This window comes from Halovalidus salilacus, assembly GCF_031852275.1.
Taxonomy (GTDB): domain Archaea; phylum Halobacteriota; class Halobacteria; order Halobacteriales; family Natrialbaceae; genus Halovalidus; species Halovalidus salilacus.
The window spans coordinates 647,040-659,440 of sequence record NZ_CP134700.1 but is presented as its reverse complement, the minus strand read 5'-3'; the positions used below and the strand labels follow the sequence as shown (position 1 = coordinate 659,440).

General features: G+C 66.8%; 9 protein-coding genes. 3 read left to right on the top strand and 6 right to left on the bottom strand.

Features of this window, described 5'->3' with window-relative positions:
* Nucleotides 1-76: 76 nt before the first annotated feature.
* Complete coding sequence (locus tag RJT68_RS03265; RefSeq protein WP_407038948.1) at nucleotides 77-661, bottom strand: type III secretion system chaperone family protein; 585 nt, start codon at nucleotides 659-661, stop codon at nucleotides 77-79.
* A gap of 193 nt (nucleotides 662-854) precedes the next feature.
* On the opposite strand from RJT68_RS03265, the gene RJT68_RS03260 reads away from it, so the two are divergent.
* Nucleotides 855-1,589: a DUF1405 domain-containing protein gene (locus RJT68_RS03260; RefSeq protein WP_407038947.1), complete on the top strand. Its 735-nt coding sequence runs from the start codon at nucleotides 855-857 to the stop codon at nucleotides 1,587-1,589.
* 122 nt (nucleotides 1,590-1,711) lie between these two features.
* Here RJT68_RS03260 and RJT68_RS03255 read toward each other — a convergent pair whose 3' ends face one another.
* Nucleotides 1,712-2,077 carry a DUF7344 domain-containing protein gene (locus RJT68_RS03255; protein WP_407038946.1) on the bottom strand — a complete coding sequence of 122 codons (366 nt, stop codon included), beginning with the start codon at nucleotides 2,075-2,077 and terminating at the stop codon, nucleotides 1,712-1,714.
* Nucleotides 2,078-2,219: 142 nt separating this feature from the next.
* On the opposite strand from RJT68_RS03255, the gene RJT68_RS03250 reads away from it, so the two are divergent.
* Nucleotides 2,220-3,443: an RNA-guided endonuclease InsQ/TnpB family protein gene (locus tag RJT68_RS03250; protein WP_407038476.1), complete on the top strand. Its 1,224-nt coding sequence runs from the start codon at nucleotides 2,220-2,222 to the stop codon at nucleotides 3,441-3,443.
* Between the two features lie 476 nt (nucleotides 3,444-3,919).
* On the opposite strand, the gene RJT68_RS03245 is transcribed toward RJT68_RS03250, so the two are convergent.
* Complete coding sequence (locus RJT68_RS03245) at nucleotides 3,920-6,658, bottom strand: valine--tRNA ligase (RefSeq protein ID WP_407040313.1); 2,739 nt, start codon at nucleotides 6,656-6,658, stop codon at nucleotides 3,920-3,922.
* 671 nt (nucleotides 6,659-7,329) lie between these two features.
* Between RJT68_RS03245 and RJT68_RS03240 the strand changes: the two genes are divergently transcribed.
* Complete coding sequence (locus tag RJT68_RS03240; RefSeq protein WP_407038945.1) at nucleotides 7,330-8,133, top strand: alpha/beta fold hydrolase; 804 nt, start codon at nucleotides 7,330-7,332, stop codon at nucleotides 8,131-8,133.
* A gap of 71 nt (nucleotides 8,134-8,204) precedes the next feature.
* Here RJT68_RS03240 and RJT68_RS03235 read toward each other — a convergent pair whose 3' ends face one another.
* The 3 genes from RJT68_RS03235 to RJT68_RS03225 form a co-directional block, all read right to left on the bottom strand.
* On the bottom strand, nucleotides 8,205-9,032 hold the full coding sequence (locus RJT68_RS03235; RefSeq protein WP_407038944.1) for a ZIP family metal transporter: 828 nt from the start codon (nucleotides 9,030-9,032) through the stop codon (nucleotides 8,205-8,207).
* A 66-nt stretch (nucleotides 9,033-9,098) separates the two neighbouring features.
* On the bottom strand, nucleotides 9,099-10,010 hold the full coding sequence (locus RJT68_RS03230) for an HFX_2341 family transcriptional regulator (RefSeq protein WP_407038943.1): 912 nt from the start codon (nucleotides 10,008-10,010) through the stop codon (nucleotides 9,099-9,101).
* A gap of 131 nt (nucleotides 10,011-10,141) precedes the next feature.
* On the bottom strand, nucleotides 10,142-12,334 hold the full coding sequence (locus RJT68_RS03225; RefSeq protein WP_407038942.1) for a bacterio-opsin activator domain-containing protein: 2,193 nt from the start codon (nucleotides 12,332-12,334) through the stop codon (nucleotides 10,142-10,144).
* Nucleotides 12,335-12,401 lie beyond the last annotated feature (67 nt).

The following is a 12,401-nucleotide window of genomic DNA, read 5'->3' as shown; positions in this document are numbered from 1 at the left end:
CCTCGCCCGCGCTCCGCCAGGGACGGAAACCGGCGTCGACGGGGGCGGATTCGGTGACCGGCGGGGTCCGCGGCTCTCAGGCGTCTTTCGCCCCTTCGGTTCCCTCTTCCCCTGTCGCGCTCGGCTTCGCGCCCTCCTCTCCGTTCCCCTCGTTCTCGTTCGTTCCGTTTTCCCCCTCGAGTCCGCTCGTCTCTGGGGGCGCTTCGGGATGCGTCGCGGCGAGCAGGTTCTGGACGTACCGCATCCCCGTGGCGACGGCCATCACGCTGTCCATCAACGATTGCTGGCTCGCGCCGTCCGGGTAGATCCGGTGTTCCAGCTGGAGCGTCGCGGCGTCTCGGAGTTCGCAGGCCCGATCTCCCTCGTCGAGGAACGTGTAGAACCCGGGCGTCGTCGCGAGCACCGGTCCGATCTCCCTGAGCAGCTCCCTGCGGGCCTCCTCCTCGCTGATCAGCCGTCGGGACCGTTCGGTGTCGAACCCGCAGCGTCCGACGACCCGGATCGGCCCCCGCACGTCCTCCTTGATGAGGTGGATCGGTAACCTCGAGAGGGTCACCTGCAGGTTGAACTCCGTCCCCTCCTGCGCGTGAGAGGTCACGTCCTGGATCGCGCGTTCGTCCAGCCACCAGCGGACCTGATCGACGCTCACGTGGGTGTGCATGGCACGGTTTGGCGTCGGAGTCGAAAAAGGGTTGAGCCAGCAGGGCTCGCGGTCGGACTCGTACGCGGCTACGACGAGGGCGCGACAGCACGGAGACCGACACGACCCGGTCGCGGGCGAACGTCGAGGCTCGAGCGCCCGAAAGGAGTCAGCATCGCTAGGGTTTTGGCCCTGCCGACCCACCCGGGGAACGATGACCGCGACGAGCGCGACGAGTCGGCCGCCCGAACGACCGCCGGTCCCGAAACACCTCGCCCCCGTTCCGCGGGCGCTCGAGGACCTCGGCCTCCGCTTCGCGTGGCTCGTCGTCGCGATCAATCTCGCGGGCACGGCCTTCGGCTTCTGGTACTACTCGGGCCAGTTCGCGGAAACGCCGGCCGTGATGTGGCCGTGGGTTCCGGACAGCCCGATGGCGACGCTGTTCATCGCGCTCGCCATCGCCGCCTGGAAGCTCGGGCGCGAACAGCCCTGGCTCACCGCGCTGGCCTTCTTCGGGAACGTGATCCTCGGGCTCTGGACGCCCTACACCCTGCTCGTCTTCCACGACGCGTACTCGGGGCTCCATCCCCTCATGTACCAGTTCCTCTTCTGGAGCCACCTCGCGATGGTCGTTCAGGCGTTCGTCCTCTACCGGATCACCGACTTCCCCGTCCGGTCCGTGGGCGTCGCGCTCGCCTGGTACTGGAGCAACCTCGTCGTCGACTACTTCATCCCCGTCGCGGGCGATCCCCACCACACGATCATCCCCGTCGCCCGCGAGACGCCGATGTTCCTCGAGGCCGACGCCCTCGGCGTCGTCGCGGCCGGCGAGGTGACGTTCACGCTCCTGGCGGCGTTCCTCGCGCTCGCGATCCGCGTCGCGAAGTGCGAACGCGACCGCCGACGGGCGGACGCCGGCGTTCGCCGTCGCGACGAATCGGCTCCGTGACTCCGATCGCGAAAGAACACGCGCCCGCGACCCGATCGCTGCGAAAATCGTCCGAAGAGCGTTCGCGTCCGTTCGCACCGACGGCTCGTCCGAATCGACCGCGGCGAACGGGACGAACCCCCTTACGCTACGGCCTGCGCATCGTCGACGACGGCCAACTCGAGGTACGGGTCGAGCGCCGTCGCCGCGGGCAGGCGTTCGACGGTGTCGGTCGTCCGGTCGTACCGGACGACGCCCGCCCCGACCAGCTTCGGGACGTGGTTGTGGTGTAACCCGGTCGTAACGGCGGCGATCCGTTCGCGCGTCGGTTCCCCGGTTCTGAGTGCGATCTGTTCCGCGATCTCCTCGAGCGATACCGCGCCGACTTTCCTCGACAGGTGATACAGCGCGTACCGCCTGTCGGGTTCGAGTAAGAGTTCGAAGATCCTGTTCACGCCCAGACCGGCGTCCGCGCCGGCGAATTCCACGTCCGAGGTATCTGTTTTCATCAGCGGTCAAGGCGGATACCCCGAGGCTTGACCTCGGGGAGGAAGCCGACACTTGGGAATACAACCACGCCTCACAGAACGACCAATTCCCCCACGCGGTCAACCACCAACTATTAAATAGTATCTTGCCATATAATGAAGTATGGCAGAGGTGGTCAGGAACATCCAAGTCAAACTCAACATCCCCGAGTCGCGGCACTCGGATGTTGACGAGGCGTTCGAGGAGTTCCGCCAAGCCGCCCAACACGTCGCAGACTACGGGTGGAGCGACGACTCAGACCACCTCGTCAAAGCCAAAAACAAACTCCACGAAGCCACGTACACCGAAGTCCGCAAGCAAACCGGTCTCCAATCCAGTCTCGTCCAATCAGCGAGAAACCTCGCCGCCGACGCCCTCTCGAACTGCCACGACTTGCTCGAAGACGGCAAGAACACGAGCAAGCCAGAGTTCCGAGGAAGCGTCGTCGTGTACAACGGGCGTACCATCACGTACAACGACGACCACGTGACACTCGCCACCACTGGCGACCGTGTGACCGCCGAATACGTCCTGCCACACGACGACAGAGGGACGCCGTTCGAGGAGTACTGGAACGGGGATGAATGGGAGAAAAAAGAGGCCACGCTCCACAAGCGAGACGGCGAATACTACCTACACGTTGCCGTTGAGAAAGAAGTCAAACCTGTTTCTGCCGACAAGCAGCCCGAGAACGGAGTGGTTCTCGGCGTTGACCTCAACGTGGACGGCTACCTCGCCGTCACCAGCACTGGAGCGTTCCTCGGAAACGCGGACGAACTCAACCACAAGCGCGACGAGTACGAACGCCGTCGTGGAAACCTGCAACAGACCGGCACTCGTTCGGCGCATCTCACCATCCAGTCAATTGGTGACAGGTTCGCCGAGTGGAGTCGCCACCGCCTACATGACGTGTCGAACGACATCGTTCGAGAGGCCATTGAGAACGACTGTACGCATATCGCGTTCGAGCGGTTGACCCACATTTGGACGCGCATCTCGAACGCCTCGAAGTTCCAGCAGTGGGCGTTCAGGGAAATTCAGCGACAGGTCGAGTACAAGGCTGAGGAACACGACATCGAAGTGGCTACCGTTGCGCCGCAGTACACGTCACAGCGGTGTAGTCACGGCGAGTGTGGGTTTACTCACGAGGATAACCGCGATGGCGACGAGTTCGAGTGTCTAAAGTGCGAGAAGGAGTTGCATGCGGATTACAACGCTGCGCGGAACGTGGCGTGGCGTCTTGTCCAGAACTGGCTCAAGTCTGGTGCTGGACGGGCTACCAGTCAACTAGCCCTAAAGTCAGGAACGGTGAACGCGAACGGCGATTTCAACGCCTCCGCTGTCTAGCGGTAGAGCGGGAGTTCACTGACAAGCCCCGACCCTTGAGGTCGGGGTTGTTGACGGTGCTCGTACTCGGCTTACGCGACGTCTACACTGCGGGTCTCCGTTACACGACTTCAGCAGAGCACGAACCTCGGTTGGCGAACGCCCAAGATAAATTCTTCGTTACTCGAACCGGATTCGGCTGAAATAGCCAGTAAATCGGTGTTAATCGTTCCGAATTCTGAACGAACATCTACTCGAGAGTGTCATGGTGGACGAACGGTCGGATCGAAATCGAGTCGTCGAGTTCTGTCGATGCCGTTCGGTGAGACAACTCGGCGATAGTGGAACGGAGTCGGTGATCGAAACGGCGGACCCGAGCGGCGACGACCGGTGATCGAGTCGACCGCTCGAGGATGACCGGTGGTCGGCCGGACTACTCGAGGACGACTGGTGGTTCAGCGCGACCTATTCGAGGACGACCGAAGGTCCGGCGCGAGTTACTCGAGGACGACGACCGCGGACTCCGTCTCGAGCATCTGGCCCTCGCCGGAGTAGGTTCGCTCGAGTTCCACCTCGAAAAGGTCCGCCTCGAGTTCCTCGCCCGCCACGCGGAGCACGCGCCCCTCTCGCGGCTCGTCGCCGCTCGAGCTATCCGCGGAGCGTGGCTCCGCGCTGTCCTCGACGATCTCGAACTCGCCGGCGTCGATCGCGGCGTCGATCTCGCCGACCTTCGGCCCGTACTCGGGACCGAGCGTCGCGTAGTCGAGGTCGATCGAGGCCACCTCGGTCGAGATCTCCGGAGGTTCCTCGAGCACCTCCAGGTCCCGGACGTGCATCACGTCGCGGATCGCCTCCTCGAAGCCGGCGACGGGGCCGAACACCTTCACCGACTCGAGTTCGGCGTTCAGCGGGAGCTGGTTCTCGCTCTTGTACCGGCGGAGCGCGGAGATGACCTCCATCGCCGTCTCGCCGGCCTCGAGGTCCGCCTCGTAGCCTCGGGGGTCGGGGAAGTCGCGGGTGTGGACGCTCTCGAACGCCTCGCTACTTCCGTTCGCGTAGACCGCCTGCCAGATCTCCTCGGTCGCGTGGGGCAGGTACGGCGCCCACAGTTCGAGGAACGTCCGGTGGGCCGTCCGCAGCGCGTACTGCGTCGAGGGCTCTTCCTCGCGGGTCTTGGCGATCTCGAGGTAGTCGTCGCAGAAGGTGTTCCAGAAGAACGTCCGGAGACGGTCCCGGCCCTTCGCGAACTCGTAGGCCTCGAAGTGCGCGGCCACGTCGGCGACCGCGTCGTCGAGTTCGGCGAGCAACCAGCGGTCGATCGCCTCGAGGTCGTCGGGCTCCTCGGGGTCGCGCGGTGCGAGCGCGTCGACCAGCTTCGAGGCGTTCCAGAGCTTCCGGAGGAGCTTCTCGCCCGCGACGATGTCCTTCTCGGAGAAGGGGAAGTCGTCGCCGACGGCGGCGCTGGCGGCCCAGAAGCGGACGGCGTCGACGGGGTACTCGGCGAGCACCTCGCTGGGTTCGACGACGTTCCCCTTCGATTTCGACATCTTCTCGCGGTTCTCGTCGAGGACGTGGCCGTTGATGAGGACGGCGTCGAACGGCACCTCGCCGGTGTGCTCGTAACACTTGACGATGGTGTGGAACAGCCAGAACGAAATGATGTCGTGGCCCTGCGGGCGGAGGTCGAACGGGTAGAGTTCCGGGTTCTCCATCGTAAACTCGCCCGGGTCCTCGTCCCAGTCCCAACCGGCGTTGATGAGGGGGGTCAGGGAGGAGGTCGCCCACGTGTCGAAGACGTCCTCCTCGGGGACGAACTCGTCGCTCCCGCAGTCGGGACAGGCGTCGACCGGCGGGTCGTCCGAGAGCGGATCCACGGGCAGGTCCTCCTTCTCGGCCAGGATCTCCCGGTCGCAGTCGGCGCAGTACCAGACCGGGAACGGGATCCCCGAGTCGCGCTGGCGGGAGATGAGCCAGTCCCACTCGAGCCCCTCGATCCAGTGGCGGTAGCGGGTGAACATCTTCTCGGGGTACCAGTCCATCTCGCGGCCGGCCTCGAGGTACTCCTCCTTGTGATCCAGAATTTCGACGTACCACTGCTTGGAGACGCGGAACTCGACGGGGGTGTCACAGCGCTCGTGGACGCCGACGGCGTGGACGATCTCGCGGCGGTCCCGGAGGTACCCCGCCTCGTCTAAGTCCTCGACGATGGCCTCGCGGGCCTCCTCGGTCGAGAGGCCCTCGTACTCGTCGGCGAGGTCGGTCATCGTCGCGGACTCGTCGATGGCCACGCGCAGGGGCAGGTCGTGGGCCTGGTACCACTCGATGTCCTTCTGATCGCCGAAGGTACAGCACATGACGATGCCGCTGCCCTTCTCCATGTCGACGCGGTCGTCGGCGATGATCGGCACTTCGTGGCCGAAGATCGGGACGCGGGCGGTCTCGCCGACCAGGTCCTGGTTCTCCTCGTCCTCGGGGTGGACGAACACCGAGACGCAGGCCGGGATCAGTTCGGGGCGGGTCGTCGAGATGACGAACTCCTCGCGCGGGGCGTTTTCACCGACGACTTCGAACGCGATGTCGTTGAAGTGCGAGTGGCGCTCGTCGTCCTCGGTCTCGACCTGCGAGATGGCCGTCTCGCACTCGGGACACCAGATCGCGGGCGCCTTCTTGCGGTACTCGCGACCCTGCTCGTAGAGGTCGACGAACGAGAGCTGGGAGATCCGCTGGACGCGGGGCTCGATCGTCTTGTACGTGTGGCCCCAGTCGATCGAACAGCCGAGGCCCTGCATCTTCTCCGTGAACTCCGCCTCGTACTCCTCACAGACCTCGCGGCAGAGCCGCTGGAACTCCCGTCGCTCGTAGTCCTGGTGGCGGATGTCGAGTTCCTGCTCGGTCAGGCGCTCGGAGGCGATCCCGTTGTCGTCGTAGCCGAAGGGGAAGAGGACGTCGCCGTCCGCCATCCGCTGGAACCGGGCGGCGAAGTCCTGTAGCGTCGAGCCGTAGAGGTGGCCCATGTGGAGGCTCCCCGACACCGTCGGCGGCGGCGTGTCGATCGCGTACACCGTGTTCGGGTCCCGTTCGGGCTCGCCCTCGTAGGCGTAGGTCCCCTCGTCGACCCAGCGCCGCTGCCAGCGCGGTTCGACCTCCCGGGGATCGTAGCTCCCCTCGAGGGACGGGTCCGCCGATCCGGCCGCCGCGTCGTCCTCGCGGTCGGATTCGGACTCGGGCGCGTCCATGCTCATGCTCTCACCGCCCGCCGTGGGCGTCGTCCGTGCTTCGCCGTCGGTCCGCGTGATCGGTCGTTTGGGTGCATCGTTGGGTATCGCGTATCGGTACCTGTGCCACTGGTCGTTGCTCGGTGAATACCGTCCGGATACAATACATCCGTCGAAACGGTGTGCGAAGAAGCGGGGCTACGGGGCCCCTACGAACACGGCGTCCCGAAGGCGGCCGGCCGACGCGCGCGCTCGAGCGAGCGCGGCGACCGGATCCGCCGGGAACTTGTTCATGGCTACGTGGGAGTAGTTTCCGCGATCCTGTTAGCTGTTTCGTGTCCCGCTCGAGGTACTCGTATACGTTATTGGGACCAACACTACGAAAGCCCCACCCATGTCGGCTGCCCGGATGGCCACCGCGGGTGGGAATGAAAGGGGCTGGCGGCGTGCGGGAAGACGGGCGTAGCTAGCACGCGAGCGGAGCGAGCGCGCGCAGCAAGCTCTTCGACCGCACGCCGCCAGGGGCTTTCGTAGTGGTCTCATACGCATCGAGTATGAAACCTGTCCCGTTCACCGCTCGATAGCCTCGAGATCCACAGCTCCATTCCGTCGCCCCGAGACGAGTCTCCGCGTCACCATCGACAGTCGCCAGCACCACCACTAAGGGCCTCGTTCGTGTACTGCGCCCACTCATGGGGCAGACCGTACCCGGAACCGATATCCGAGGCCTCGACGTGGCCGGATCGCCCGACGCGCAGCCGATCGTCTTCGTCCACGGCGCGATGTTCACGCGGAAGATGTGGGCGCCCCAGCGCGAGGCGCTCTCGGACGAGTTTCGCGTCGTCGCCCCCGACCTCCCCGGACACGGGGCGCGGTCGGACACCGAGTTCGACCTCGAGCCCGCCGTGCGGTTGCTCGAGGAGGTGTTCGAGGCGGAGACGGACGGCCACGCCATCCTCGTCGGCCTCTCGCTGGGCGGGTACGTGGCGACGGAGTTCGCGAGCCGCCACCCCGAGATGGTCGACGGGCTCGTCGTCGTCGGTAGCAGCGCCAACCCCGTTCGAGGGATGAACCTCCTGACGCGACTCACCGGCGCGACGGCGCGCCTCGCGACGCGTAGCGACCTGATCGAGCGGGGGGTGCAGCGACTCGGCGAGCGCTGGGTGCGAAACCGCGACCTCCCCCCGGAGATCGAGGCCGAGATCATCGAGTCGGGCATCTACCCCCGGGAATTCGGCACGCCGGGGCCGGACCTCGCTGGACGAAACTTTCGCGACCGGTTCGCGAGCTACCCGGGCCCGACGCTGATCGTCAACGGCGAGCACGACAAGCTCATGCGCCGCGGCGAGGGGGACCACGCCGCGGCCGGTCACGACACCCGGATCGTCGTCATCGCCGGCGTGGGCCACATCTGCAACCTCCACCGGCCGGAGACGTTCACGGACGTGATCAGGCGGTTCGCCCGCCGGGTCGAAGAGGAGTCGGCTCGAGCCTGACGTCGCGGCGTCGGCTTCGACCGGCGGCGGTTCCGCGACGACCCGGCGCGAATCGCCGGAGACCGTGCCGCTCACCCGAGGGTGACGTCGAGGTAGAGCATCACGATCACGCCGAGGATCGTCCCCAGCGTGGCGACCCGCTCGTGGCCGCCGGTGTGCGTCTCGGGGACGATCTCGTCGCTGATGACGAACAGCATCGCGCCGGCGGCGAACCCCATCGCGTAGGGGAGCAGCGCCGCCATCGTCCCGACCGCGTACGCGCCCAGGACGGCCAGCGGGATCTCGACGACCCCCGAGCGCAGCCCCGCGAAGGCGGCGTACAGCCGCCTGTCGAGCCCGGCATTGACCGCCGCGACGGAGACGGCCAGCCCCTCCGGTACGTTCTGGATACCAATCGCGAGCATCAGCGGGATCGCCGTCTCGAGGTCGCCGCTGCCGAAGCCGACGCCCACCGCGAGCCCCTCGGGCATGTTGTGCAGCGTGATCGCGAGGACGAACAGGACGACGCCGGCGAAGCGCTCGTCGCTCACCGGGAGCCCCTCGCTCGGGTTCGCCGCGTCGGCCCGGCGCCGGCCCGAGAGCAGGAAGTGGGCGTGGGGGACGAGGACGTCCGAGCGGTCCAGAAACAGCGCGCCGAGGGCGACGCCGATCAGCACCGGAATCGGATTCCCGTCGGCGTAGGTCTCGATCCCCGGGACGATGAGGCTCGTGAAGCTCGCCGCGAGCATCACGCCGGCGGCGAAGCCCAGCGCGCCGTCCATCGCCCGCTCCGAGGGGTTTCGCCAGACGAACACCAGCGAGGCACCGAACAGGTTGAGACCGGCGATGACGAGTCCGCCGACGAGGCCGTGGACCACCGGGTCGGTGCCGAACCACCGGACGAAGGCGTCAGCGACCATGTGCGTACGATCCGTCGGACGAGCATCGGTTCGAATCGATCGCGTCGATCGCGTCGCGCACGTCGATCACCGGTCGACGCTCGAGTCGTCGTCCGAGTGCGCTCGCACCCACAGCTCGCCGATCCGCGAGAGGCGCGTCCGGTAGGACTTCCCGTGCTCCTCGCGCTCGATGTAGCCCTTGCCGCCGGGGCCCAGCCGATCGACGTTGTAGATCACCTTCGAGCGGAAGCTGTCGGTGTACTCCTCGTTGAGTTCGCGGGCCAGCGCCTCGGCCAGTTCGGAGACCGAGTCGAACTCGCCGTCCTCGCCGAGCTTGTAGAGGATGAGTTCCTCGAACGGCTTGACGTTCGAAAAGGAGGCCACCGGCAACTCGACGATGTGACCGCCGTCGATCTCCTTCGCGCCGATGGTGGTCCCCCGCTCGTCGAACTCCGCGAGGAGGTCCCGGGCGCTCTCGAGGCGCGTCTCGAGTCGCTCCCCGGACGGCTCGTCCCCCGCGGCCCGCAGGTCCGCGAGCAGGTCGATCTGTTCGCGCAACTCCTCGGCGAGTTCGGTCTCGAGGTACTTCTCGGGGGCCGTGTAGTAGGTGTGGATCCCCTCCCGGTCGTCCTGCCGTTCGACCATCAGGGAGTGGGCGGCGGTGGCGAAGGCGAAGCTCACGGTCCGGGGCATCGCGGCGACGTTGACCCACACCTCGTTGCCCCGGTCGAGTTCGGCCGTGATGAGGTCGTAGGCCTGCTCGAACGCCTCGTCGTAGTCGTAGACGTCCTCGAGCACGAACCGATCCGTGCTCGCCCCGAGCAGGTTCTGAAAGTCCGTCTCGAGTTTGCGAGAGAGGTTTCGCGAGTACTCGACGTTGGCCTCGCTCCCGACCGCGCCCTCCAGGAGGATGACGCGATCGACGTCGATCTGATCGCGGATCAGGGGCGCGATCAGCCGGTCGTAGTCGAAGCCGACCGGGACGATGTGCGTCTGCATACGTAGCAAGAGCGGGCTGACGGGTTAAAAAGCATCAGAATCGATCCGGGGGTCGCTGCCCCCCTGCCAGTTCGGTCTCCGGCGTGCGACCGATCGGATCGGCCATCGGCGCACGACCGCCGCGGAGCCGATCAGTCTGACGACGACGTGTAGGGCTCCTCGAGGACGGCGCCGACGATCTTCTCCTGGGCGGTCCGGAGGTGCTCGTGGAACGTCGCGGGAGAGATGTCGAGCGAGTCGGCGATCTCCTGGCCGGACATCTCGCGGGGCCACTCGAAGAAGCCGGCGTAGTAGGCCGTCTCGAGGGCCGTCCGCTGGCGCTCGGTGAGTTCGGCGTTCAGGTAGCCCTGGATCTGCCCGATGGGTTCGTTCTCGGGGCTCACCTGGCGCCGCGCGACGACGCGGGCGGTGGGGTACATCTCGCGGATCTCCTCGGTCACCTCCCTGACGTCGGTCCGCCGCGGGAGGTGGACGGTGGTGGTGTAATCGCTCCCCTCGATGAGGGCGCCGTCGACGTACCCGCCGTGGTCGGCGAACACCGAGAACATCGGCGGCGAGCTGATCGCCAGTTCGAAGGTGGCCTCGCCTCCGTCCTCGTTCTCGTCGATGATGGTCAGCTCGTCCCAGTGGGGGACCTGCTCGACGAGGTCCTCGAACATCGGGAGCGACCGGCGGGGCACGGTTCCGTACTCGAGGAAGCGGTCGTCGCCGATCGAGACGACGCGGTCGAAGACGACCCTGTCGTCTCGATCGGCCTCCACGTCGAAGAAGCCGACGGCGTCCCGGATCTCGTACTCGAGTTCGATCAGTTCGTCCCCGAGCAGCGCGCGCTTCCGCTCGACGGCGGCGATCGCGTGTCCGAGGATCTCACCCAGCTGGCCGATGACCTCGCGCTCCTCCTCGGAGAAGGCGTCGACGCGGTCGCTCGTCAGTCCGAGGACGCCGTAGAGGGACTCCTCGTACTCGATCGGGATGGCCGCCGCGGAGCGGTATCCCCGCTCACGCGCGTCGTCCCGCCACGGCTCGAAGTCGGGATCCTCGAGCACGTCGTTCGACACCTGCATCTCCCGCGTTCGGATCGCTCGGCTCGCCGGACCGCGACCGTACGGCGAGTCGGGGTCGATCGAGATCGGGACGTCGGCTAAGTAGTCCTCGACGCCCGATTCGACCCGCTCGACGACGGTCTGCTCGCCCGCCGGATTCGTGTCGACTTCGGCGACGAACGCGAACTCGTACGACGGCGAGTCTGCGAGCGCCTCGCAGGCCACCGACTCGATCTCCCGGCGGGTCGACCGCTCGTAGATCGCCTCGATGATCTCCCGCACCACGCCGTTGAGGTGGTTGAGCGCCTCGAGTCGTTCCCGCTGCTCCTCGAGTTGGCGCTCGCGGCGCCGTCGGTCGGTGACGTCGCGGACGATCGAGAGGTGCCGACCCGGAAAGACGTTCGCGACGGTGGTGTACTCGACGTCCCGCCGCGTCCCGTCGGCGCGGACCACCGGGAACTCCCCGCGGTTTCGCCCGTTCTCGCGCAACGACTCGACGACCGCCTCGAGGTCGCACTCGCCGGGGACGAACGCCGAGAAGCGGCGGCCGGCCACGTCCGAGGGATCGAGGCCGAACAGGTCGGCGGCCGCCGGGTTCGCGTCGACGATGACGCCGTCGTCGTCGAAGACGATCACCGCGTCGTGGGCCTCCGAGAAGACGGAGCGGAGCCGCTCGTTTCCCGCCTCCAGACGACGTTCGCGCTCGATCCGTTCGGTGACGTCCCGGATAAGAACCGTCGCGCCGGTGGCGGAGGGGTGGACGGTCACCTCGAGGGCGGGTTCCGCCGACTCGTCGTCCACGTCGACCGTCACCGGGTCCCGGCGTCGCATCGCTCGTTCGCAGGCCGCGCGGATCGTCGAACCGAGATCGGCCGGGTCGACCGCGTCAGCCTCGGTCGAATCGGTCGTCTCGAGACGAGCGTCCGCTCCGTCCGCGGCGTCGTCCGGCCCGAGCGCCAGAAGCGACGCGGCACGGTCGTTGGCGAACAGCAGTCGGTGACGCTCGTCGAACGCGCAGAAGCCGTCTTCGAGTCTGTCGACGGCTTCCCGAAGGCCGTCGACCGGGCCCGACCCGTCCGCGGAGGCGGTACCGCCGTCGGCGGCCACCCGGACGCCCTCGTGCGTTCGTCGGACGGCACCCCGGTCGCTCGCCTCGAGGCAGTCGTCCTCGTCACCGGTTCCGTCGCCGTCGCCCGGAGCGTTCGCCGACCGCCGGTCCGACGTGACGGCGCCTCCGCCGTCCCCGTCGGGGACCGAATCGCGGTCGTCCCATTCGCGCATGTGTACGCTCGCCACTCGACGGCGATAAGCGTACCGCGTGGATCCACCGCTCTAGCATTGGATTAAC

Bases quoted from the DNA above. Each gene is read 5' to 3' on its own strand.
- RJT68_RS03265 (WP_407038948.1), bottom strand. From the start codon at position 661: ATGCACACCCACGTGAGCGTCGATCAGGTCCGCTGGTGGCTGGACGAA.
- RJT68_RS03260 (WP_407038947.1), top strand. From the start codon at position 855: ATGACCGCGACGAGCGCGACGAGTCGGCCGCCCGAACGACCGCCGGTC.
- RJT68_RS03255 (WP_407038946.1), bottom strand. From the start codon at position 2,077: ATGAAAACAGATACCTCGGACGTGGAATTCGCCGGCGCGGACGCCGGT.
- RJT68_RS03250 (WP_407038476.1), top strand. From the start codon at position 2,220: ATGGCAGAGGTGGTCAGGAACATCCAAGTCAAACTCAACATCCCCGAG.
- RJT68_RS03245 (WP_407040313.1), bottom strand. From the start codon at position 6,658: ATGGACGCGCCCGAGTCCGAATCCGACCGCGAGGACGACGCGGCGGCC.
- RJT68_RS03240 (WP_407038945.1), top strand. From the start codon at position 7,330: ATGGGGCAGACCGTACCCGGAACCGATATCCGAGGCCTCGACGTGGCC.
- RJT68_RS03235 (WP_407038944.1), bottom strand. From the start codon at position 9,032: ATGGTCGCTGACGCCTTCGTCCGGTGGTTCGGCACCGACCCGGTGGTC.
- RJT68_RS03230 (WP_407038943.1), bottom strand. From the start codon at position 10,010: ATGCAGACGCACATCGTCCCGGTCGGCTTCGACTACGACCGGCTGATC.
- RJT68_RS03225 (WP_407038942.1), bottom strand. From the start codon at position 12,334: ATGCGCGAATGGGACGACCGCGATTCGGTCCCCGACGGGGACGGCGGA.